The organism is Halomonas sp. LS-001, from assembly GCF_052983955.1.
In genome coordinates this window covers 1,001,166-1,025,435 of sequence record NZ_CM129816.1, presented here as the reverse complement: position 1 = coordinate 1,025,435, position 24,270 = coordinate 1,001,166, and the positions used below count along the sequence as shown (strand labels likewise).

Sequence of the window (24,270 nt, the reverse complement as noted above, 5' to 3'; positions counted from 1 at the left end):
TAACGCATGAAAAACACCGCTCCCCCCGCCCAGGACGTCTCTCAACTGCAGCGCCAAATACAGGCGCTGCAAGATGAGAACGCTCAACTTCATCGCCTGATGGAGAAAAAAGAGGCGCAGTGGGAAGCGACGAAGCAGTCCCTTTATGAGCAGTTCCGACTGGCGTTGGAACGCACGTTCGGCCCTTCCACAGAAAAGTACGGCATTCAGCAGGGAGATCTGCTGATCAATGAGGCCGAACTCATCGTCGATGAAGACGGCGCGGAAGCTAATGATGCTCAGGCGCAGGACGCCACTCTTGATGACATATCGGCCGATAATGCCACGGCCACGGCCAAAAAGCGTACCCGCGGCGGACGTGTCGCCTTGCCGCCTGAACTGCCTCGCGTCGAGGTGGTTCATGAGCTGGGCGACACCGAACGTTGCTGCACTGAGGACGGTACCGAGCTTAAGGTCATCGGTGAAGAGGTCAGTGAAGAGCTTCACGTGGTACCCGCCCGGGTGGAAGTGATCCGTCATGTGCGGCGTAAATATGCCTGCCCAACCTGCGAAGAAAACGTCAAGACCGCCCCGGCACCGGCCAAACTCCTGCCCAAAAGCAATGCCAGTGCTACCTTGTTGGCGTACGTGGCCACGGCCAAATACCAGGATGCCTTGCCGCTTTACCGGCAGAGCCAGATATTTACCCGCCACGGTGCCCATCTGCCGCGCAACACGCTGGCGCGCTGGATGGTGCAGACAGGCGAGCGCCTCTTACCGCTGATAGAGACGTTACGTAAGCAACTGTTGAACGCCCCGCTGATCCACATGGATGAGACCACCCTGCAGGTCAATCAGGAAGAAGGCCGTAAGGCCAGTGCCAACTCCTACATGTGGGTGCAACGCGGTGGGCCACCTGAACAACAGGTAGTGCTGTTCGACTATGACCCCAGCCGTGCCGGGCGCGTGCCCCTACGCCTGTTGGGTGATTACAACGGCTGCCTGGTCACCGACGGCTATGAAGGTTATGCCGAAGTCGTGCGGCGTAATGGCATCACTCATGCCGGGTGTTGGGCGCATGCTCGCCGCAAGTTCATCGAGGCTCAGAAAGCGCAGCCGAAGAATAAAACCGGCAAGGCCGGGTGGGCGCTGAACCAGATCAGCAAACTCTATGGCGTTGAAAAACAGGCCCGGTCACTGGAGCCGGAGGCGCGTCAGGCGCTACGCGACAAACAGAGCCGACCCTTGATCACCCAACTGCGTACCTGGCTCGATAAGTCCTTAGCTCAGGTGTTGCCCAAAAGCACGCTAGGGAAAGCCCTGTATTACCTGGATGGCCAGTGGCCGCGCTTGACCCGCTTCCTTGATGATGGTCGCATCCCGCTGGATAACAATCCGGCCGAAAATGCCATCCGCCCCTTCGTGGTCGGCCGCAAGAACTGGCTGTTCAGCCACACGCCAAGCGGAGCGCAAGCGAGCGCGGCAATCTACAGCCTGATCGAAACAGCCAAAGCCAACGGCCTCTCGCCTTATGACTACCTGCAGTACGTCTTCGAAACGCTGCCCACGCTCAATGATGATGAACTCAGTACGCTGCTCCCCTGGCACTGGAAGGAAACATTACCTGCTTGAAAAGTGCCTGCCTAGATGTGGTTAGTGGTGCGCTTACAGAAGACGAGTAAGGCGGATCTCGAACTGGCCGAAGCCAGATACCGCGCCTTGCTAAGCGAGGTGAAACGATGAGTAATGAGACTTTTGAAAGCGTGTGGGACGCCATCGAGGACACTGCCGCCGAAGCGGAAAATATGAAGCTTCGCTCCGGTCTGATGATGGCCCTTGAGCAGCACATTAACCGGCAGGGCTGGACACAGGTCGAAGCTGCTAAGCGGCTGGGCGTCACTCAACCCAGGGTGTCCGACCTGATGTGTGGCAAAATCCACCTATTTGGTCTCGATACACTGGTGAACATGGTGGTAGCGGCGGGGCTGCATGTCGAAATGCGCGTACTTTAAGTCGCTTAAAACCACTCATGTTCTGCACGTAGAAATATTTACGCGATTTCTTTACGCAAAACCGTCAGTTACAAGGCCTTTGGTAGGCGTTCACTACGTGTAAAGAAAACTACCCAATTTGGTATGACCCTTATCGGCCAAGAGCGGTCTTTTAGTCGCCTCTGATTTAACGACGTGTTCAGCGACTTTTCCGCTGCAATGCTTTTTTATGCGTGGCCCGCAACCCTGTCCACCACATACATGAAATTATTATGCTGAAGAATGGGGATGTATTCGAAGTTTGAGCCCCCATCTTCTTTCCAGATTACATAACGACGATCACCAAAATCGCTTGAACTAGCTAAGCCTTTTGATATCAGTGTAGGAACAATCGTCAAGTCTAACACTGTCATATTTGAGAACGTTAACCAAACATGAACCTCTAGACTTTCATTGGGACAGAATCCTTTTGCCATTACCCTTTTCACAGACGACCTTGAAACCTTATAAATTTCCTTTCCTCTGTACTTAACGTTCCCGACAGTTATTGCAACCGGGGCAATATTCCCTATTTCTTGCGACATCCAGTTATCATAAAACTGTTGCGAAACACTATGACATAGATTTGCAAGATTACTAGGAGAGTTACGTATAAAGCCATCTGCAGCATAACCGAGGTTCTTATCCAAAAAATCCTGCAGGTCTTTATCTAAACAATTTCTCTCAATATCGCGAGAAAAATCCTCATAGTTAAAACCTTGCTTCTTTTGTTTTTTTTCAAACCTTTCCAGAAACCTTATTGAATCAACGAACTGATTTAAATAACTCATAACATAATCCTATAATTGCATAATTTTGTCTGTCTTAATACGGCCAGGAGCGAACACTTAGATTGTCCTGATATAAAGCCGGCCGTAACCGGCGATTCGCATTGGGCGGAACGAACGAAAATAAGCCCATGTTTACGGCTTTGTTATGCATCTTTTGCTCTATGCTTTTCATATGCCTCCATTTTGTATCTTTCAAGAGACTCGATTATTAGCTTACTAACAACACTTCTTGAAAGTCCTTCTTCATTGGCTTCAAGTTTGAGCATTGAGAGATTCAGTGTTAGTTCGCCACCAACGGGCTCATCTTTTTCAGAAAATTCAAATTGTATTCTGCATGTCCCAGTGCAATCATCTCCTTCAAACTCATAATCACACTGGAGTCCAAATAGCTGTATATATGGATGAATTGACTTATCAGTTACGAAAAATGTCGAATGAAGCCCTTGCCCCTTCATTTTCATGTCTTCTATTTTGTCTTTCATCCAGGCAATATTGACTGGCGGATTAGAAACGCTATGATCTGGCGAAAAATGTATATCCCTCGTATCAACAAATCTAAGCATTGAATGTTTCACTTTCTGAGTAAGATCATTCAAGAATGAGACGCGAGATTCATTTGTAAAATCTGAATATCTGATTATTTTTACGTCATCACTCTGCTTGATGTGACCTTCATTCTTGAAGTGTCTTATCAGGGAGGAGGAGACCTTATTACCAAAGTTAACTGTTTCGGGTGCAGTATGAGACAATGAAATTTTTAGCGACTTTCCGTCGTCGCTCTTGCGTATTTCAACGCTACCACTATGAGTGACCGTGTTTTCCCCCCAATTCTTCACCGGATCACGTCTATCTATTTGAAAATCCATGTAGATGTGGTCCGGATTATCATCCAGCGTCGTGAAATTGGACATGCTTGAGACACTTAGAACTCCAAATTGGTCATTAAGCAACGTTTCGTGATCAATTGCTTCAGGCAAGGAATCAAGAAGACTGTCTTCGGAGTCCCAGCTAATAGTTCTTGTTTTTGATTTAGGTGACTCCTCCTTTGTTCTATAGCTTTCTCGGAGGTCAACATACTCAAATGGGGATAAGCCCGTTTTGATAATAATAGGTCCGCTAGCTTCCTTCTGGTCTGAGCCAGTAAAAACCCCTCTCGCACGTAAAACGTTTTTCAGCTCAATATTCTTTACCTTCGTTTGTCCTATCAGTTGGCGTAGAAAATCCCTAGTTGGAAGAAGCACCTCTTCGTTATTATTCATCATTAAGACTCCTGTAATCTGGGCGATAGCTTGCCACCTTTATGCGAGTATAAATATCGCTTTCAAATCCAGTAGCTGCTTTCTTGACTGCATCACCGTGGTTCGACTGAATGTAATTCGGAAATAAAAATAGTAAGCTGCAACTCATGTCTTGAGTGTATTCTTTCGACGCCTGAATGAGCCTGCGGAGAGAGTCTTGTGCAAAACCCTCGATGCTCGCTAAGCAAAAAGTATCTTGGTCATGCTCGGACTCTGCTCGAATAATCATGGGAATTATTGGAGATGTTAAAAAATCCAGAGGGAACACCTTCCCAAACCTAGAAATTGACTTGTCAACGTAGCTCAAGGACGTCTCAGGATAGTAATAATACAACCGGCTGTCTCCATACTCCCGTTTCAAATAAGATATGGCGTCGAAGATAAAGCTTATACGGTGATTATCGACAACATGGAACGACTCGAAATTCCACTCAGGGTCAAGCCGTGAATTGGCTATTTTAGAGACGACGTCATCATATGTATCGTCACTGCTTGATAGCCAGAAAAGAACTCCAGAATCCCTGCTTTTTGTCGTTCTACCAATCAATTCCTGTTGATGTTTTTTTAGTTCAGAATGTTTGTAACATTCTAGCGTTTCAACAAGATCCTTGGCGTGAGACTTAAAGGTTGATTTAGGATTACTCTCATATGGATTTCCAGAGTGCTTCACTGAAATAACCGCACTCTCTGCAGTTGAGCCTTCAAGAGGGCTTCTGTAGCAATACAGATAATCAATTCCGTGCGATTCTCTTGCTCCACTCTTTGAACCTTGCCTTGCGTGTTTCGTTGGCTTTTTACAAGGAAGAACCTGCCCTGACAAAGCTCCTTCCCATCCTAATAGGTGAAAGAAGTTTCCGACAATATTTTCGCCAATTTCCCCAATTTTTTTCGACTTCTCACCCATCTATAACTCCTTTTTTTCGCTGACTTAAAAGACTTATTGCATAATATTAAAATATATAGCATCCATAGTAGACCACTTTAACGATCACGCTCTCCCCGATTTTTTCCCGCATACAAAATTTATATCAATCTATTGGAAAATTAAGTATAGGTAGACAGTAAAAAAACCAATGAACGTGCCTGCTATCTTTCCCGCATGTCGGCTCAGGATCGTGATCAATCGTAATAGGCCCCTTCCGTGAATTGCTGCTCAGCACAAAAGCCACTACCTGACCTCCCTCGCTGCACGCATAGGCCATCACCGCCTCATATCACTCGATGCCATTTGCGAAGCGTAGACTGCCCCCCGCCTCTGAACTCCGTGCCGTAAAGGTCGTTGAAGCTTATTGATGATCTCGGTCGGGCGCTGCTTCCGGGGTAGCCCATCTTGCTGAACGGGGTAAAGCAGTAATCACCCCCTAGCCGCAGATCGTCATGCCTTTGGTATCCCCCACTTGAACTGGGCTCACCTGCTGCTCGCCGTGTCATCACCTGCGCTTGGTGTAATTATGCATAACAGCCTAGCGCTTCAAGGATACAATAGGAAGTCTACTTAGGCCGTTAAACCACCAGGGCATGCCGCATCATTGGCGAAGCCTACCCAATGCCTGCTCCAATAGCTTCAGTGACTGACGGTGCTTGTCGGGTTGCATCTTATGAATGTTGGCGAGCTTCCAGCGCACGCCTGGCAGCCGAGCGCTTTAGTCCCTCGCGACAGCGTTGTAATGCCTCGTCACGGGGCTCCAACGGCAGGTAAGCTAAAGTCGATATCGACTGATAAGCGGTGTAATGAGATTGATAGCAGTGCCACTCTTGAGGGCGAAACACAGCTCGTCATAGAGGAATGGCAGCAGCGAGACGAGGCGTGCCCGGGGCTTTGTAAATACAGTGCCAAGTTTGGCGCAAAGAAATGCCGAAAACGTCGTACGCTTAAACATGCGTGGACACTTTGTTGACACTTTCGGAGAAAAGTACAGCTAGAAGGGGGATTTTGGCTTGTAAGTCATTGAAAAATGGTGGGCCCAGTAGGACTTGAACCTACGACCAAGGGATTATGAGTCCCCTGCTCTGACCAACTGAGCTATAGGCCCGAAATGCGTGCATATAATAGCGAATGTGATCGGGCGAGGCTACCCCTCTCAACGCTATCTTGCGGTGAGGGTGGCACTTTTTTTGCATTTGCGGGTCTGGTGATAAGTCCTTAATGCGGAGACGCGCTGTGAAAGCTTTGATTGCTCTTTTCCCGCTGTTGTTGGCGGTGCCGGTTCATGCGGACTGGCAGCTGGACCCTGGCCAGTCTCAGGTGCAGGCGTCTATTACTCAGTTAGATGGCGATACCCCACAAACGCATCATCATCAGGTGAGCGATTTGCAGGGCGATATTTCTGCCGATGGCACCCTGCGTTTGCCGCTGCGCTTGAGTCAGACGGATCTGCTCAGCCGGTTTGGCGATCTCCCACCTTGGGTGGGTTTGCTGGCCAATACCCCGCTGGTCACGCTGATGGCGCAAATGCCACCAGAGCGGTTGGATAATCTGGATATTGGTGAGTCCATGGTGGAGACCCTCTCCTTTCGGGTACAAACCGAGTTGATCAACCAGGAAGAGGCGGTGCCGCTGCGCTTTACCCGTGAGGGCTTGAACGAGGTGCGGGTGACCCATGCCGAGCCCATGGTGCTGAGTGGCCGCATGCTGATGGAGAACAGCACGGTGCGTACCGTGCTGTCGTTGCTGGGTTACCGGAACATTGATGAGCAGGTGCCGATTACCCTGAACGCCCTGCTGGTCAACCGTTAACCCGCTTAATGGCTGAGCGCTTCCATATCACCGGTTTGGGCGGCGCCGGTTTGCACCCGCCATTGGGCGGCGTAGTGGCCGTCGGCCGCCAACAGGCTTGAGTGGTTGCCACGTTCAGCTACTTGGCCTTTTTCGATCACCACAATCTCATCGGCATGCACAATGGTGGATAGCCGGTGAGCAATCATGATCACCGTGCGGCCATGGGCAATGCGCTTCAATGAACGCTGAATGGCCGCTTCCGTCTCGTTGTCTACTGCGCTGGTGGCTTCATCCAGCACGAGAATCGGTGGGTCTTTAAGCAGGGCTCTGGCCAGTGACAAGCGTTGGCGCTGGCCACCGGAAAGTCGTACGCCGCGCTCGCCAACCGGTGTATCCAGCCCTTGAGGCAGCGTTTCAATAAAGCTCCAGGCTTCAGCGGTTTTCGCCGCGTCGATAACGTCTGCCTCTGAGGCGTCAGGTTTGCCGTAGGTGATGTTGTCACGAATGCTGCCTTCAAACAGGTAAACATCCTGGCTGACCAGGCCAATGGCCTGGCGCAGTGAGTGCATACTGACAGCTGTAATCGGTTGGCCATCAACCAGCACACGGCCACTGCTCGGGTCGTAGAAGCGCAGCAGCAGTTTGACCAGTGTTGATTTACCCGAGCCTGTCGCCCCAACCAGCGCCAGTGTCGTGCCCGACGGCACGTGCAGGTCAACGCCCGTCACCCCGACCTGGCTTGATTCATACTCGAAACTCACGCTATCAAAACGCACCTCACCCTTTATGGGGGAAGCCAAAGGCGTTGTGCTGTCATCTTTGACGGTAATCGGCACTTCCAGCAGGTCGAGTATCCGTTTGGTGCTGGCCATGGCGCGCTCGAACAGATCAATCACCTGAGCCAGGCCGGTGAGCGGCCACAGCAGGCGCTGGGTCAGAAACACCAGCACGCCATAGGCGCCAACGTTCAAGCTTCCGTTCAGCGCCATCATGCCGCCTACCGTAAAGGTGGCAAGAAAGCCCGCCAGAATGGCCATGCGAATAACGGGGATAAAGGCAGAGCTGACCCTGATCGCCCGACGATTGGCTTCTACATAGGCTTCACTGGCATCGCGCAGCCGCTCGGCTTCCCGCGCTTCACTGGTGAAGCTTTTGATCGTCGCGATGCCGCTGAGGTTATTGGAAAGACGGCTGGCCAAATCCCCCACTTTCTCACGTACATCGCTATACAGCGGCCCCGCCTTGCGCTGGAAGAAAAACGCCCCCCAGATAATCAGCGGAATCGGCGTAAACGCCAGGAGCGCAATCAATGGCGAGAGCACAAAGAACACCGCGCCCACGGCGACAACTGTCACGCCGACCTGGATCAAGGCGTTGGCACCGCCGTCCAGAAAGCGTTCCAGCTGGTTAACATCGTCGTTCATGGTGGCAACCAGCTGGCCCGAGTTTTTCGATTCGAAAAACGCCATATCCAGCCGTTGCGCGTGCTCGTAGGTATCCTGACGCATATCCGCCTGCAGCCGCTGGGCGAGGTTGCGCCAGAGAATCTGGAACAGGTATTCGAACAGCGATTCTCCCGCCCAGATAAAGAATGTCAGCACCGCAAGGATGGTGATCTGCTCCTGAGGAGACTCAAACCCCAGCCGCGCAACAAAGCTGTTTTCCTGATTAACCACGACATCAATCGCCACCCCGATAAGAATTTCCGGGGCGATATCAAACAGCTTGTTAATAATCGAGCAAATCGTCGCGGTGATGATCTGCCGCCGGTAGCCTTTGGCGTAGCGCAGTAGCCGCATTAAGGCGTGAAAGCTCTGATTTGAAGACGTCGCTTGAGCGCGGGGCATTGAAGAAGCCACATCGGTTCCTTTATTCAGTTGTTGCGAGCGAGATTAAGCAGGCTGTGCCACCCGGCGCACATTGGCCAGCAAGGGGCTGCCGGTATCCGGGTCTAACAGCAGCGTACAGTCTACTTGATACAGCTCGCGTACCAAGCCTGGCGTCACCACATCGGCTGGCGCACCCTGCGCAATAACCCGGCCATTATGCATGGCAATCAGGTGATCAGCATATCGACAGGCGCTGGCAAGGTCATGCAACACCATGACCACGCTACGTCCCTGGCACGCCAGGTGGCGCACCAGCTCAAACACTTCAATCTGGTGACCCAGATCCAGCGCGGAAGTGGGCTCATCCAATAGCAGTAACGGCGTTTGTTGAGCAATGGTCATGGCGATCCAGGCGCGTTGGCGCTGCCCACCGGAAAGTGCATCCAACGGCCGGTCGGCCAACGCCTCCAGGCCCGCAGCGGTGAGTGCATAGTGCACCACACGCTGGTCTTCCGCTGACCATTGGCGCAGCCAGCCTTGATGGGGCTGGCGGCCAAAGCGAATCAATTCGGTGACGGTTAACCCTTCTGGCGCCACGGCTTCCTGGGGCAGCAGCGCCAGCTGGGTCGCCAATTGGCGCGCAGGCAGGCGCTGAATATCCTCACCATCCATCAGGACGGCCCCTCTATCAGGGCGATGCAGGCGCGCCAGCCCCGAGAGCAGCGTAGACTTCCCGCAGCCGTTAGGGCCAACAATGGCAGTCACCTGCCCGCCTGGCAGATGAACATCAAGGTCTTCAATGACCTGGCGCTTGCCATAGCTCATGCTCAATGCATCGGTGGTAAGCGTCGGTGACGGGAAGGTGTTGCTCATGAGCGGCTCCGTTGTGGGCGCATTAATATCCATAAAAGCCAGGGCCCGCCCACCACGGCGGTGACAATCCCGACAGGGATTTCGATCGGTGCCAACAGCGTGCGCCCGGCAAGATCGGCCAGTAGCATGACCAGCGCCCCTGCCAGGGCGGCAGCCAGAATAGGCACATGGCGCGCACTGGAAAGCGAGCGGGCGATTTCAGGGCCAATCAGCGCGACCATGCCGACTGGCCCCGCCACGGCAACGGCAAAAGCGGTGAGCACCACGGAAAGCATCAGCACCTGCAACCGGCGCGCTTTGACACGCACGCCAAGGCCACTGGCCGTCGCATCATTAAAGCGCAGCAGCGTCAGTGACCGCGCCAGTGCCAGGGCCGCCATGATACCCAGCATCAGGCCAATCCCCAGCAGTTCCACGGCACCACTTGGGCGAGCATTCAATGAGCCCACCGTCCACGGATAGGCGGCATTGGCCGTATCAATCGCGACCCGCGCCAGCATGAGTTGAGTGACGGCACCAAACACCGCCCCCACCCCGATGCCCGCCACAATGAACCGGTAGCCCTGGGTGCCGCTGCCTGCTGCCAGACCAAACGTCAGCACAGCGGCAGTCGTCGCCCCCGCCAATGCCATCGCTGGCGGCGCGATTGATACCCCCATGCCGACGATGGACGCCACGGCAAATGCCGTCGCGCCGTTATCAATACCGATAATGCCTGGCGTGGCCAGGCGGTTGCGGGCCAGGGTCTGCATCAGGATACCGGAAAGCGCAAACGCTGCCCCGGTAAAGCAGGCGGCCATTAAGCGCGGCAGGCGCAGTTCCTGAACCATGAAGGCTGTCATTCTATCGCCCTGCCCCATAACGGCAGGCAATACCGCACTGGGCGCCAACGCCACGCTACCTGAACTGAGATAGAGAACGCAGGCTACCAGCAGCGCCATTAACAACCCCAGATTCACCGCGACAGCACGCTTTTCGAGCAGAAAATTACACCCCTGATATGGCAAAGCAACCCGCCAATAGCCTTCCGGCGCAGGCACACAATCGTCATACGAGGCGGCATGACTTGGGAGGGACACGTTCGTTAAAGACGAGGAATTTGCAGATATTTTCATAGATAACCAACAAAAGGTGCGTTAAAGCATCGGCAAGCGCTTGGCACGCACGACAGCGATCAGCACCGGCGCGCCACACAGCGCGGTGAGCACGCCCGATGGAAGCTCGGAAGGGGCCACGACAACACGCGAGATAATATCCGCTGTGAGCACAATCAGTGGGCCAATCGGCAGGCAGAACCAGAGCGTGCGGCGGATATCCGGCCCGGCAAATGCGCGTGCGACAAACGGCACCACCAGCCCAACAAAGGCAATCGGCCCTGCAATGGCGGTCGCCGCGCCCACCATTAAAGCCACGCAGCCGACGGCAATCCAGCGGATCAGGGTGGGGTGATGCCCCAGGCCACTGGCGGCTCGCTCGCCTAGCGCCAGCGCTGCCAGGGGGCGTGCCATGATGATGACAGCCACAGCCGCTACGCATAAGCTCGGCAGTACCGCGATAAGATCATCCAGCCGCCTTCCCGCCAGGCTGCCGACCACCCAGAACCGGATTTCATCAGCAGCGCGCTGGTCGTAAAGCAACATCAATGAGGTCAGCGAGCCTAGCAAGCCGGAAAAGGCGGCACCTGCCAGCACCAGGCGAACGGGGTCACTTCCCACCCCACGAACACGCGCCACACTGAGAACACACACGCAGCCGACCAGAGCACCCAACTGGGCCACCGAAATACGCAGCGTCGCAGCACTTGCTCCAAGCACCAACGCCAGCGCAACCGCAAAAGCCGCCCCGGCGCTCACGCCCAGCAAACCAGGCTCGGCAAGGGGGTTGCGGGAAACGGCTTGGAGCAATGCCCCGGCGACGCCCAGCGAAATACCCACCACAATGCCAATCAAGGTGCGTGGTGCGCGCAGCTCCGAGACAATAAACTGCGCCTCACTGTCGTTAACGCCCTGAAGCAACCCAAACACTCGCGATGGCCCGACGTCCCCCGCACCGATCGACAGACTCACGCAGCTCACCGCCACAAGGGCGGTGAGCAGAATCAGCATCCATTGGCGGGATGTGTAGCGCCGTCGGGCGCACCCCACCTCACTGGTGAGCGATGTCACGGCATCTTTCATGGCAACAATGCGCGCTCAATATCATCCAGAATGGCCTGGGCGGCCAAGGGCCCGTTCGCACTGCTCCAAAGCTGGCCATTCACCGGCACGACCTGGTTCTGCTGGACCACGTTCAAACGCGTGAAGGCACTGCTTTGCTTGGCAGCGTCCAGTGCTGCCTGGCCATCGGCATTTAATGTAGCGAGGAACAACCAGTCGCCATCCATCTGGGATAGGTTTTCCAGGCTGAGAATATCGCTATGCGGGCGACCTTCCTGGACAAGGCCAGCGTCCTGAACCTCCAGCCCGACTTGTGCCAACAGGCCGGTGGCAATCAGTTCTTTCGACATCACCATCGGGCCGTTGGGCATCCAGCGGGCCACCACAGCGGTTCCTCTTACGCTTGCATCATCAATCGCAGCGTTGAGCTGGCTGATGCGCTGATCGACGGCCGCAATGGCGTCTTCAATGGCTGCTTCACGATCAAGCGCCTGGCCATAAAGCCGCGCCTCTGCTCTCCAGCTATCCGGCGATAATGGCTGGGTAGGCGGCACCACCGTAGGGGCGATACGCGACAGTAGCTGATACTGCGCTTGTGGTAATTGGGCGGCAGCCAGAATCAGGTCAGGTTGCTGGGCCAGCACGGCTTCAATATTGATTTCACGCACTACGCCGACAATGTCAGGGCGCTCGTCATTGAAATGAGCCTCCACATACTCTTCTACATACTCTGCGACATTGTCGCCACCGCGAGTGGTCACCGCGCCTATCGGCGTCACACCTGCGGCCAGCGCAGCGTCCAACGCACCTTCATACAGGGTGACGACGCGCTCGGGGGAATCGTTGACCTCCAGCATCCCGTAAGCCGTTTCCAGCGTGCGGCCCTGCGCAATATTTACCAATGAACCGCTGATTAACAACCCGCATACCACCCTCCTTACTAACCCACTGCGCAGCGACGAGTAACGCATTAGTGACTCTCCTGAGTGTCTATGCTGAATGTTTATGACAAGTGCTTATGACAATGATAATAACGATTATCAAACGCACTTGCATTACTGTTAAAGAGAATCGTCTGTTCCGGATACTGCAACAAAACCGTTAATCACCCATTCACAGCCTTTATAGACAGCCACTTACCTCCCTACAGCGTTCGATATTGCGCAACGGCATGTTCGATGAAACTTACTCGCAAATGGGAACTTTTCTTCTTAGAATCCCCGCGCCGTTTGATAATCATTTACATTAGCAAGCAAGAATCATTTGAGAGGATCAAGATGCCACGCTTTACCCGCACTGCTTTAGCTAGCGCCGTCGCTCTTAGCGTTACTGCCACCGCTGCCTTTGCCCAGGAATCTCAGCAGTTGGATAATCTTGTGGTCTCTGCCAGTGGCTTTGAGCAGGCAATGGTAGATGCCCCGGCCAGTATTTCCGTTGTGACGCGTGAAGCACTCGAACGCCAACGCATTACCAGCGTGGCGGATGCGTTACGAGATGTGGAGGGTGTTGATGTCGGTGGGCAAGTCGGTAAAACCGGCGGCAGTAACATCAGTATCCGCGGGATGCCGAGTGACTACACCCTGATCCTGATCGATGGCCGCCGACAGAATACCGCGGGTAGCGTAACGCCTAATGGCTTTGGCGAAACCTCCACCAGCTTCTTCCCACCGGTTTCCAGCATTGAGCGCATCGAAGTGATTCGCGGCCCGATGTCGACGTTATATGGCTCTGATGCCATGGGCGGCGTCATCAACATCATTACCCGCAAGGTCAACCGCGAATGGGTAGGTTCCGTAGGGGTTGAGAGCACCTTCAACCAGGACCGTGATTTTGGCGACCGCCGTGAGATCAGCTTATATACCAGCGGCCCGCTCATCCAGGATACCCTGGGCATTCAGGTTCGTGGGCGTTTCTATGAGCGCGATGCTTCAGCTCTGACTTACACCGACGGCAGCGGCAACCCCATCGATGTCAGTCAGCGCGGCCCAAGCCCGGTGGAAGGCGACACCTACAATCTGGGTGGCAGGCTGACCTGGACACCTGACGCCGACCATGACCTTTGGCTGGATGGTGAAGTTAATCGGCAGCGCTACAATAACGATGAATGCCAACTCGGCACGCTGGATGGCCGTACCCGTAGCTGTTCACCAGATCCAGGTGTTGCCAATGGCTATTCCGACGAGCTGCGCTTTGAACGTGAGCAGATTGCGTTGGGGCACACAGGGCGCTTTGCATCGGGCACACTTGAGTCCAGCCTGATGCGTAACACCACACAAACCAAAGGCCGCACGATTCCCGGTGATGAAGGCGTTGCCTATGACGGCTTCCCCGGCCTTGTTGGCGGTGACGCCCGCGAGCTGGAAACCACCAATACAGTATTGGATAGCAAGTACATCATGCCACTGGGCAACCATATGGCAACGGTGGGCCTGCAGTGGTGGGATGCCGAGCTGGATGATGGCCTGGCAGGTACCACCTTTGAGCAGACTACCTGGTCACTGTTTGCAGAAGATGAGTGGTTACTGCGTGACGATCTTGCTTTAACACTTGGCGGGCGCTACGACCATCACGATGCCTTCGGCAGCCAGTTTAGCCCGCGTGGTTATCTGGTATGGAACACCACGCCTCACTGGACCCTTAAAGGCGGCGTCAGCCGAGGCTATAAAACGCCCACCCTGAACGCGCTACATGCAGGCATCAACGGTGTGACCGGCCAGGGCACTATTCTCACCATTGGCAACCCGGACCTAGAGCCGGAAACCAGCACCAGCAGTGAAATCAGCGCGCACTACGACAGTCAGGCAGGCTTCACCGCCAGTGCCACGCTGTTCTATAACGAATTTGACGACAAGATTGCCAGAGGCGGCGATATTCTGGTCGAAAACGACCCGCTCGTACCCGACGGCACATACAGCCAGCAGGTCAATGTTGACGAGGCGATGACCCAGGGGGTCGAACTTTCTACCAGCTATCAGTTCAGCCCCGCATGGCGTTTAAGTGGTAATTACACCTATACCGATAGCGAACAGCAAAGCGGCAACAACCGTGGCGAACCGCTCACTGATACGCCTGAGCACGCCCTGAACGCTACCCTGCGCTGGCAGGCCACGCCAAGGCTAGACACCTGGCTGTCTGCAGAATACCGCAGTGAGCGTTACCGTAATCGAGAAAGCGTTCGCGGAGCCCCTTCGTTTGATGACCTGGGCGATTTCAAAGCCTATTCACTGTTCCATTTAGGCGGCAGCTACGCTTTTACCGAGCAACTTAAGGTTAGCGCCACACTCTACAACCTGTTCGATAAGGACTTTGTCGATTATCGCGTTTATGGCGATGGCACTCGCTTTGGCAACGTGTATGCCAACAGCGAAGAAGGCCGCCGCCTATGGCTTTCAGCGCGCTATGCGTTTTAACCGGCAATAATCAGGTTCCACTTACTGTTCCAGAACGTATTGCCCTGGCCATGTGTCAGGGCTTTTTGCTACCCAGGGCCATGCTGCTTGAGGGCCATGCCCTTCATTTAGTCGATTTCACCAATATAAATGCGCTGGCTTTTATATTCACTAAAAAAAAATTAAAAAACATTGTTTCTTTCTGAATTAAATCTCTCGTACCTTTGATGGTGGTTGATACATCATATAAACATGCCTGTTACCCGTCATTTAATGCTTGTGCATTTTCCACAATGCATGTTAATAATATATTACGCTTCAAGCAAATGATCAGACATCTTCCATCGATCCATCGGTGGCATAATTCATATAGATCTATATTATATGTAACCATTCATATGTAACTATCCATATAGAACTACTCATTTAGAATCACTACTAAAGCCATTAGGAATCTGTCTTTAGCTTCTTGATCCTGAACTTTATTTCAAAGAAATTGTCTAAAGATACTAAGCAATACAACCTGATTTATTACACACATATTACGGATAGCACGCTTTAAAGTGACAGGTTATAAATACGATTACTGGCTATGCTTATATTTTATGTGCATTTTAAATGCTGGTATTTTAAAACTTGGCGGGAGCATGAATAAGGTCTATTTTTAATATGTACTGCAAGCTCGACTCTTTCAGAGTCGTGGTGCTCAAGGTTATTGATGCAAAAAACCTTTATGAGCCAACAACGTTTTTACGTAAGCAATTTCTGGAGAATAATTAATGTCGACCATACCTGAATCCAAAATGTCTCAAGAGGTTTTGTCCTGGCGCGACCCGGAACTGGATTCCGTCAAAGGAACTGAAACGCCTAAAGATCCAAATAAAGGTTATGTTGCGCTGCTGGGCTGGAGTATCAATGCGATTAAAGCGGCCCAGAAATTTGACCGTCGCTATGTTGTCATTGCTCCGGAGTGGGCAACAGATTTCTGTACTGCGAACAATATACCCTTTATTGCCTGGGACTTTGTGCGTATTAACGACCGTTCGATGGAAATTGCGGAAAAGTTAAAGGCAGAGGGCGTTGATGTTGCCATTCCATTATTCGAAGAAACTGTCGAATGGTCTGGTGCAATCAACTCGGTGCTACTTGATAACCCGCGTATGTTTGGGCAATCAATCCTGTTTCGTGACAAGGCACTCATGAAGCGCCGTGCTCAGTTAGGGGGCATTCGCGTCGGGATTTTCGAAGAAGCCCACGAAAAAAGTGACATCGTCAGATTCATGAAACGTGTCAACCAGACACTTCTGAAGCTTGATGGCGACATCGATGACCCAATTCATGTCAAAGCCTTTGATAAGGCAGGCTGTCTGGGTCACCGTATGATTCGCACGATTGATGAAATTGACAATATTCCGGAAGAAGAATACCCGTTGTTGATGGAAAGTCACCTCGACGGCTGGGAGTTTGCCGTGGAAGCGTGGATCCACGATGGCAAGATCCAGTTTCTCAACATTTCTGAATACGTAACGCTTGGCTATTCAGTATTTGTGCCAGCCACGGAAGAGCTTGAAAGCTGGCGGACCCTGATTACCAAGCAGATCGAACTGCTGATCAAAACCTTTGATATCCAGTTTGGCCTGATCCACCCCGAGTACTTTGTGACGGCCGATGGTGAAATGTACTTCGGCGAGGTGGCTTATCGTCCACCGGGCTTCAAGGCATTTGAACTGATTGAGCGGGCTTATGGGTTCAATGCTTACCAGGCATCCATGCTGGTGTTTGATCCGAAAAGCACCAAAGAGGAAGTCGCTGCCTTTTTCCCACGCGAAGTGGTAGATGCCAAAGGTTACGCGGGCTGCTTTGGCGTGTATCCGAAACGCCGTGTCGTCAGTAAGCTCGAAATGCCCAAGGAATGTGTTGAGCATCCATACTTCGAGTCACACGAACTACAAGCGCCTGCCGAAGAAACGGTGCCAGATCGGTCAGCATTTGGCACGCACTGGGGGCTGGTTTTCTTCTTTGGCGAGGATCCCATCAAGATGCGCGATCTGCTGAAGGCCCAGGAAGACCTGGATTTTTACGTCTAAGCCAAGCCTGGAGAGGCGGCGCCGAGTTGGGCGTCGCCATATCGATATAACCGTATCACTATCATTTCACAGGACAACAACATGATCGTTCGTAATATTGAAGAAGCGCGTCAAACCGATCGTTTGGTAAAAGCCGAAGACGGTAACTGGGACAGTACCCGCCTGGTACTGGCCGCTGATGGTGGAAACTTCTCCTTCCACATAACGCGCATTTATGAAGGTACCGAAACTCATATTCACTATAAGCATCACTTTGAATCCGTGTACTGCATTGAAGGTGAAGGCGAAGTTGAAACATTAGCGGATGGCAAGATCTGGCCCATTAAGCCGGGTGATATCTATGTTCTGGATAAACATGACGACCATCTGCTGCGCGCGTCCAAAACCATGCATCTCGCCTGTGTATTTACGCCGCCAATCACGGGAACCGAAGTTCACCGCGAAGACGGGTCTTACGCACCAGCAGACGACTGATCTGCAATAACGTTAGGCCGATCCTGAACGACGGACAGGTCGATACCGGCAGGATGCGTTTCTTGCGGCTGATATTCAGCGGGCATGGGAAGAAGATGTCTACGTCTGTAGGTGCCCGCAAGGTCTTGCTTTAGAAACGCTATCGGACAAAGGAGAGTCCTACTATTTCATCCTGCCGGTGTCACTTAGGCAGTGGCAGCAGTATTTATGCAGCACTGTCTTAAAATAAAAAAATACTGCCTTAAAAAAGCTTATAACGTCTGGGTTTATAAAGACTGGAGTTGTAAAGACTGAGCTTTATCGACCATTCTGACGGGAAGTGCTGTTCAGCATCACCTAACACAAATGCTAATTATTTACATTACGTTAATTTAAATGGCACAATAGCATCTTTATTTTTGCTCAATGGCCAGGCCATGTACGATTTTGATGAACTTGCTGCCTTCGATAATGTGATGACCACCGGCAGCTTGACGCGTAGCGCTCAAAAGATGGGGCTTGCAAAATCAACGCTGAGCCGTCGCATCAGTCAGCTTGAAGCAAGGCTCGAACAATCTTTGCTCAGGCGTCAGGCAAATCGGTTGATTCCTACCGAAGCAGGATTGCTGTTTCATGGTTACTGCACGGAGCTTTTGGCAATGGCCGCGCATAGCCAGGAAGCGTTGGCAGAACTGAGTGAAGAGATTAGCGGCAAAGTCACACTGGAAGTTCACGGAGCCCTCGCCCGTGGCTGGATGGCGAACGTGATGGATGCGTTCTTGACCCGCTACCCCAAGGTTGAACTCACCCTTCACACCCGCGAAACGCCTCCCAATCAAATGCACAGTAACAGTGTACATATCTGGTTAGGGGCAATGCACGAATGCGGTCTCAACCAGGAGCCGCTGGGGCATCTGTCCCGTGGTCTTTACGCCAACCCTGGTTATCTTGCCAGCGCCGGCGCCCCGCAACACCCAAGTGAACTGGAAACACATGCCTGGATTGATTTACTCGATTCCGCATCGGATGGCCTGCTATTCCACCATGCCCGACACGCCGACTTTCTTTTTAATGCGCCACGCTCGCGACTGCGTGTCGATTTGACGGCGCTACAGATTGATGCCGTCGCCTACGGACAAGGCATTGGGCTTCTTCCCCACTGGGTGGTGAAAAAACGTGAAAAGCACCACCCAGGCGATCTGGTTAGCTGTTTACCTGGTTGGGAACCTGCCCCGCTGCCTATCACCATGCTGTACGCTTATGGCCATCACTCACGCCGGATCAATGCCTTATTAGCGTTTTTGCGAGAGCAGGTGCCCGCTGCCTGGCAATCTCATCACCCTCTTGCCTGCACAGGTTAACCGCTTCTTCTTTTTCACCTTGCCAGTTAGCAGCCTAATTAACGACAATGGGCTGCTCACAATGGTTAAGGAATGTGAATGATCGCCGAACTTTTTGCCGTCATGGCACCGGTACTCGCTGGCGCCGGGCTTGGGTATCTATGGGTACGTCTTGGTCACCCCTACCCCGTCGACTTCATTACCCGGCTGGTATTTAACATCGGGACACCTGCGCTGGTGTTGGCCTCACTCAGTGGTGCTGATATTGACGCCGATACCTTCGGACGCACCATGTTGGCAACATCGCTCGTCATGCTCATCATGGCGATGGCCACTTTTCTGGTCGCCAAACTACTCGCCCGAGACTGGCGCGTCCTGCTGGCGTCAATGATGTATCCCAACACAGGTAATATGGGGCTGCCCGTTGTCCTCTATGCCTTTGGCAGCGCAGGGTTCGCCTATGGCATTACCGTGATGGTCACGGTATCGCTGTTTCAGTTCACGCTGGGTAGCGTGTTTGACAGCAAAGGCAATCCGTTAAAAGCCCTTGCTACCACCCCCACGGTCTACGCCATTTTGATTTCCATGGCGTTGCTGCTGACGGAAACGTCACTGCCGCTCTGGCTCGCAAACAGCGTTGATCTGATGTCTGGCTTTACTGTGCCACTGATGCTGATCACGCTGGGCGTTTCATTGGCCAGCATTCAGGTCAAGAACCTACGCTCCGGTGTCAGTTTCAGCCTGGTGCGCATTCCGTTGGCGGTAATGGTTGCCTGGGGCGTTGGTCACTGGGTAAATCTGCCCACCATGGCCCAGAGTATTCTGATTCTGCAGATGAGCATGCCCGTTGCGGTTTTCAATTACCTGTTTGCCCAGCGCGCTAAACGTGAACCCGGCTATGTCGCTAGCCTGGTATTCTGTTCGACATTACTGGCCTTGATCTACCTTCCCATTCTTCTTGCGCTGCTGATGTAGCTGCGCCACAGATTTATTGTGGTGCGGACATCTCTGCTAGGCTATGAGTACAGCCCGCCGGGAGCATCATTATGGCCAATACGATCTGTCTGTCATTTTGTGCCTTTTCAGCACGTCACATGCTCAAGATCGCCAGCGTGCTCTTCCTCAGCGCGACAGTTCATGCTCAACCCGCTCTCACGATTCAGACGCAGCAACTGACGCTCGGGATTGAGCGTGTTGCCACCGGGCTGGTACATCCCTGGTCGGTTGCCTTTCTACCCGATGGACGTTATCTCGTCAGTGAACGTCGTGGACAGCTTAAACTGATCGATCGTAACGGAAACACGCGTGACCTTGCTGGCATGCCTGATGTCAGCCAGCATGGCCAGGGCGGGCTTCTGGATATCGCGCTGCACCCTGCCTTCGGTGACGGTGAGCATGACTGGATATATTTCACCTGGAGCAAACCCGATGGCAGTAATACGCGCACCGCACTATCACGGGCAAAGTGGCAGGGTGATTCACTGGGTGACGTTGAACATCTGTTTGAGCAGGACCGCGCGTCTTCCCCTGGCCGCCATTACGGTTCCCGGCTGGCCTGGCTACACGATGGCACATTATTAATGTCTATCGGCGACCGTGGACGCGACCCGACACGTGCTCAGGCCCGTGATGATCACGCGGGCTCAACACTGCGCCTGACCGATACGGGTGGTGTGCCTGATGACAACCCCTTTGTGGATGATGCGTCGACCCGGGATGAAATTTATACCTTGGGTAATCGCAATATTCAGGGTATGACGGTATTAGCCAACGGTGAGCTCTGGGCATCCGAACATGGCCCTCGTACCGGCGATGAGCTAAACCACCTGATAGCGGGTGAGAACTATGGTTGGCCACGAGTCAGCCGTGGCAATGATTACGCCACCAACCAGCCCATCGGGGTGAATCACCTGCCTGGCATGCGTGATCCTGCTTATATTTTTCAGGGCCGGTTTGCACCTTCAGGATTAGCAGAGGTAACCGGTACATCCTTTCCAGAATGGCGTGGTAGCCTGCTGGCTGGCGGTCTTGCCAGCCAGCAACTTGTCCGGCTGACCCTTGGAAATGACCAAAACGTCGATAAAATAATTACCAGTGAAGTCGTTTTAAACGGTGAACTGGGTCGCTTACGTGATATTCGCCAAGCCCCCGGCGGTGCACTCTATTTATTAACAGATGCTACATCTGCAACTCTCTACCGTTTAAAAAGGATATCGCCTTAATCCATCAGTTTTTCTCAACGTTTATAACAGGCATGCTTGAAGCAATTATCCCCTATTAACAATGACATTATGCGACTGACTGCCAAATCAAGTAACGCAATTAACGTTGATACATTCACCATAAATAAAACAAGGAGTTTTGCATGTTCAAGCACATCATAAGATGTATCGCTCGACAGACCCGGTTGCAAGAACCGGTACCATTCTGTTGAAATCTACTTGTGGTTTCATAATCTACCTCGTCAACATAGCCATTCATTTCCCACGTAACATGGATAATTTCATGCCTTTCCTAGCGGTCAAGTAGCTACGCAGACTGACGCGTCCACCTTTCTGGCCGACGACATTAATGGCCGATTGATGGATCAGTACCAGGTAATTGACTGCCCACTACAATAACGACGGAGATGTCTTATGGATCAAAACTCTCAACGTCCTGAAGATGTACAAGCATCGGAGGGGATACCTGCACCGGAAGGCGCGGCAAACCTTATTGATACGGACTATGTCATCGGTCAGGACAACGTAACCGCTTCACCGATGGGAGTAAACATCGACCTGCATGGCAAGGTATTTACGATTTCTTCCTTGCTGATCTTGCTGTTCGTCGTGCTGACCCTTGCATTGCAGGATCAGATCTCTCCTGTCTATGACGCTGTTTTCAACTATCTGACCAGTAACCTGGGCTGGTTTTTTATCTTCTCTGCCAACGTATTTGTCGTAGTATGCCTTTTTCTGGTCGTCTCCCCATTAGGTAAAATCCGCATTGGCGGCGCGGATGCCAAGCCGGACTTTACCTACATGGGCTGGTTCTCAATGCTGTTTGCCGCGGGCATGGGTATTGGATTGATGTTCTACGGGGTAAGCGAGCCACTAACCCACTTTGGCACCGCGTTTGATGGAAGCGACTGGGCGCCTCTGGGAGGTGCCGTAGGTGACTTCGAAGGAAATGCTGCCGGTTCGATTGCTGTTGGCATGGCGGCCACCATCTTTCACTGGGGTCTGCACCCCTGGGCGATCTATTCGGTTGTGGCATTGTCGCTGGCCCTGTTTGCTTTTAACAAGGGGCTTCCACTTTCCATGCGCTCCGTCTTCTACCCGGTTCTGGGGGAACGTGTCTGGGGCTGGCCAGGGCACCTGATTGATATTCTGGCTGTGTTCGCAACCCTGTTTGGTCTTGCCACCTCATTGGGGATCGGTGCCTCACAGGCAGCCGCTGGCTTGACTTACCTATTCGGCGCGCCAGAAAGCGATATCACCATGATCCTGCTGATCATCGGGATTACCATCATTGCCATCGGTTCCATCCTGGCAGGGGTCGATAAAGGCGTTCAGCTGCTATCAAAAATCAATATTGCGCTAGCCGCTGCACTACTTTTTTTCGTGATAGCCGTTGGCCCGACACTGATCATTGCGACCGGCTTTTTTGACAACCTGATGAGCTACGTCGTTAATCTACCCGCCCTTGCCAACCCGTTTGGCCGTGAGGATGCCAACTTCAGCCAAGGCTGGACAGCGTTCTACTGGGCATGGTGGATTTCCTGGTCTCCGTACGTCGGCATGTTCATCGCACGTGTCTCGCGTGGCCGGACCGTGCGTGAGTTCATTGTCTCGGTGTTACTGGTTCCTTCAACCGTATCGATTCTATGGATGACTGCTTTCGGCGGCACCGCGATTGATCAATATGTTTCCCAGGGCATTGAAGCCGTCCGTGATGCTGGTCTGGAACTGCAACTGTTCATCATGCTGGAACAGCTACCCCTTTCACAAATCACCTCTTTCATTGCCATCGTCCTGGTCATTGTCTTCTTTGTAACTTCCTCGGACTCAGGTTCGCTGGTCATTGATTCGATCACGGCAGGGGGTAAGGTCGATGCACCTAAACCTCAGCGCGTTTTCTGGGCAATTATTGAGGGCGCTATTGCCATTGCCCTACTACTCGGTGGCGGCCTGACGGCACTTCAAACGATGGCAGTCTCTACCGGCTTCCCGTTCACTATCATTCTGCTGGTTGCCTGTTATGCCATCATCAAGGGGCTGACAAGCGAACCTAAAGCGGTTTGATACAGAGCCGCATTCGCTTCGTATCAAGGGCAGTTCAGGCTGCCCTTTTAATCGACTCCTGACAGCTCATTGTCATGAATCGCGTCGCTATCTTTCGGGTATTAATGATAGCCAAACAGGGTACCCAGCGGCTCGCTACCGTTTAAAAACAACTCCACAGTCAACGTCTGAACAGGGCAAAAACAGGTAGCGTCTATCCTGTATTCAGCCGACAGGGATATGAGTTGTGACATTGTCGCACCATTTATGTATAATAAAATTTAATAAGATTTGAACATTTAGCCCTTCTTTTCTTAATAACACCGCTTAAACTGTAAAGGTGGTCGCACGATCACTACCACAAGCTACGAGCTGCGTTTCGCAGATATGCTTAAGAACAGATGCGCTAACGAATCAAACATATCGACACGCCTGACGACTTGAAACGTTGATCAGTCAGCCAGGTAGACACTTGGCGTTGATGTATTCACCATTGAGACGTATTTATCATTGAGAAGTATTTATTATTGAGGAGTACTCAATTGATACGTGCTAAGCATTGATACGTACTCAGTATTGACAGGAAGAGGAAATCTAGCATGTTTAATAACATCATGGTGCCTGTCGACCTTGCCCATATCGAGGTTCTTGAATCCTCGTTAGAGGTAGTGGCTGACATGGCCAAACATTACGATGCTTCCATCACTTATGTAGGGGTGACGTCCAATACGCCTAATAGTGTTGCGCGCACACCGGATGAATATCAACAGAAGCTCGAAGCATTTGCCCAGAAACGCCACGACGTTCACGGTCAGCCGGTGAGCGTCAAGGTTTACGCTTCAACCGATCCGATCGCCAACATTGACGATATTCTGGTCAAGTCTATTGATGAACTTGACGTTGATCTTGTCATCATGGCGACGCATCTTCCGCGTCACCTGGATATCGTTATGCCTTCGCATGGCGGCAAGGTGGCAACACATACGGATGCCTCCGTTTTTCTGGTGCGCCCTAAACACTAACGACTTATCAATCCTGTTCACTCGAACCTCACACAGGGT

Annotated in this window: 20 protein-coding genes and 1 tRNA gene; 12 read left to right on the top strand and 9 right to left on the bottom strand. The window is 52.5% G+C overall.

From position 1 onward, the window contains the following. Positions 1-6: 6 nt before the first annotated feature. Positions 7-1,611 carry an IS66 family transposase gene (gene tnpC / locus ACU6TU_RS04475; RefSeq protein WP_447143136.1) on the top strand — a complete coding sequence of 535 codons (1,605 nt, stop codon included), beginning with the start codon at positions 7-9 and terminating at the stop codon, positions 1,609-1,611. Between the two features lie 107 nt (positions 1,612-1,718). Continuing rightward, entirely contained in the window at positions 1,719-1,991 is a 273-nt protein-coding gene (locus tag ACU6TU_RS04470; protein WP_447143379.1) for a helix-turn-helix domain-containing protein, read from the top strand. 206 nt (positions 1,992-2,197) lie between these two features. Here the strand turns inward: ACU6TU_RS04470 and ACU6TU_RS04465 are convergent, their stop codons facing one another. The 4 genes from ACU6TU_RS04465 to ACU6TU_RS04450 form a co-directional block, all read right to left on the bottom strand. Beyond that, positions 2,198-2,800, bottom strand: a complete 603-nt coding sequence (locus ACU6TU_RS04465) for a hypothetical protein (protein ID WP_447143378.1) — start codon at positions 2,798-2,800, stop codon at positions 2,198-2,200. A 143-nt stretch (positions 2,801-2,943) separates the two neighbouring features. After that, positions 2,944-4,062 (bottom strand): GapS4b family protein, encoded by a 1,119-nt coding sequence (gene gapS4b / locus ACU6TU_RS04460; protein WP_447143377.1) that lies wholly within the window; start codon positions 4,060-4,062, stop codon positions 2,944-2,946. Further along, on the bottom strand, positions 4,052-5,002 hold the full coding sequence (gapS4a, locus tag ACU6TU_RS04455; RefSeq protein ID WP_447143376.1) for a GapS4a family protein: 951 nt from the start codon (positions 5,000-5,002) through the stop codon (positions 4,052-4,054). The genes gapS4b and gapS4a overlap by 11 nt, the downstream gene beginning before the upstream one ends. A 1,052-nt stretch (positions 5,003-6,054) precedes the next feature. Continuing rightward, positions 6,055-6,131, bottom strand: a tRNA-Ile gene (locus ACU6TU_RS04450). A gap of 128 nt (positions 6,132-6,259) precedes the next feature. Here ACU6TU_RS04450 and ACU6TU_RS04445 point away from each other — a divergent pair. Continuing rightward, positions 6,260-6,835: a hypothetical protein gene (locus tag ACU6TU_RS04445; protein ID WP_447143375.1), complete on the top strand. Its 576-nt coding sequence runs from the start codon at positions 6,260-6,262 to the stop codon at positions 6,833-6,835. Positions 6,836-6,840: 5 nt separating this feature from the next. On the opposite strand, the gene ACU6TU_RS04440 is transcribed toward ACU6TU_RS04445, so the two are convergent. From ACU6TU_RS04440 to ACU6TU_RS04420, 5 genes are all read right to left on the bottom strand, one after another. After that, a complete protein-coding gene (locus tag ACU6TU_RS04440) occupies positions 6,841-8,616 on the bottom strand; it encodes an ABC transporter ATP-binding protein (protein WP_447144179.1) in 1,776 nt (591 codons plus the stop codon). Positions 8,617-8,709: 93 nt separating this feature from the next. Beyond that, on the bottom strand, positions 8,710-9,519 hold the full coding sequence (locus ACU6TU_RS04435) for an ABC transporter ATP-binding protein (protein WP_447143374.1): 810 nt from the start codon (positions 9,517-9,519) through the stop codon (positions 8,710-8,712). Next, positions 9,516-10,634: a FecCD family ABC transporter permease gene (locus ACU6TU_RS04430; protein WP_447143373.1), complete on the bottom strand. Its 1,119-nt coding sequence runs from the start codon at positions 10,632-10,634 to the stop codon at positions 9,516-9,518. Before ACU6TU_RS04430 ends, ACU6TU_RS04435 begins: the two co-directional genes overlap by 4 nt. Before the next feature lie 21 nt (positions 10,635-10,655). Continuing rightward, on the bottom strand, positions 10,656-11,624 hold the full coding sequence (locus tag ACU6TU_RS04425) for a FecCD family ABC transporter permease (RefSeq protein ID WP_447144178.1): 969 nt from the start codon (positions 11,622-11,624) through the stop codon (positions 10,656-10,658). A gap of 68 nt (positions 11,625-11,692) precedes the next feature. Beyond that, positions 11,693-12,646, bottom strand: coding sequence for an ABC transporter substrate-binding protein (locus ACU6TU_RS04420; RefSeq protein ID WP_447143372.1), 954 nt, complete (start codon positions 12,644-12,646; stop codon positions 11,693-11,695). Positions 12,647-12,952: 306 nt separating this feature from the next. Between ACU6TU_RS04420 and ACU6TU_RS04415 the strand changes: the two genes are divergently transcribed. The 9 genes from ACU6TU_RS04415 to ACU6TU_RS04375 all read left to right on the top strand — a co-directional run bounded on the left by ACU6TU_RS04415 (position 12,953) and on the right by ACU6TU_RS04375 (position 24,231). Next, the gene (locus tag ACU6TU_RS04415) at positions 12,953-15,085 is read left to right on the top strand and encodes a TonB-dependent receptor domain-containing protein (protein ID WP_447143371.1); all 2,133 of its coding nucleotides are present in this window, start codon (positions 12,953-12,955) and stop codon (positions 15,083-15,085) included. After that, positions 15,058-15,270, top strand: a complete 213-nt coding sequence (locus ACU6TU_RS04410) for a hypothetical protein (RefSeq protein ID WP_447143370.1) — start codon at positions 15,058-15,060, stop codon at positions 15,268-15,270. The genes ACU6TU_RS04415 and ACU6TU_RS04410 overlap by 28 nt, the downstream gene beginning before the upstream one ends. Positions 15,271-15,843: 573 nt before the next feature. Beyond that, complete coding sequence (locus ACU6TU_RS04405; protein WP_447143369.1) at positions 15,844-17,151, top strand: ATP-grasp domain-containing protein; 1,308 nt, start codon at positions 15,844-15,846, stop codon at positions 17,149-17,151. 81 nt (positions 17,152-17,232) lie between these two features. Then, positions 17,233-17,625: an ectoine synthase gene (locus ACU6TU_RS04400; RefSeq protein WP_447143368.1), complete on the top strand. Its 393-nt coding sequence runs from the start codon at positions 17,233-17,235 to the stop codon at positions 17,623-17,625. Positions 17,626-18,041: 416 nt separating this feature from the next. After that, on the top strand, positions 18,042-18,965 hold the full coding sequence (locus tag ACU6TU_RS04395; protein ID WP_447143367.1) for a LysR family transcriptional regulator: 924 nt from the start codon (positions 18,042-18,044) through the stop codon (positions 18,963-18,965). A gap of 78 nt (positions 18,966-19,043) precedes the next feature. After that, positions 19,044-19,919, top strand: a complete 876-nt coding sequence (locus tag ACU6TU_RS04390; protein ID WP_447143366.1) for an AEC family transporter — start codon at positions 19,044-19,046, stop codon at positions 19,917-19,919. A 71-nt stretch (positions 19,920-19,990) separates the two neighbouring features. Beyond that, the gene (locus ACU6TU_RS04385) at positions 19,991-21,166 is read left to right on the top strand and encodes a PQQ-dependent sugar dehydrogenase (protein ID WP_447143365.1); all 1,176 of its coding nucleotides are present in this window, start codon (positions 19,991-19,993) and stop codon (positions 21,164-21,166) included. Between the two features lie 414 nt (positions 21,167-21,580). Then, a complete protein-coding gene (locus ACU6TU_RS04380) occupies positions 21,581-23,230 on the top strand; it encodes a BCCT family transporter (protein ID WP_447143364.1) in 1,650 nt (549 codons plus the stop codon). A 578-nt stretch (positions 23,231-23,808) separates the two neighbouring features. Beyond that, entirely contained in the window at positions 23,809-24,231 is a 423-nt protein-coding gene (locus ACU6TU_RS04375) for a universal stress protein (RefSeq protein ID WP_447143363.1), read from the top strand. Positions 24,232-24,270: the final 39 nt, after the last annotated feature.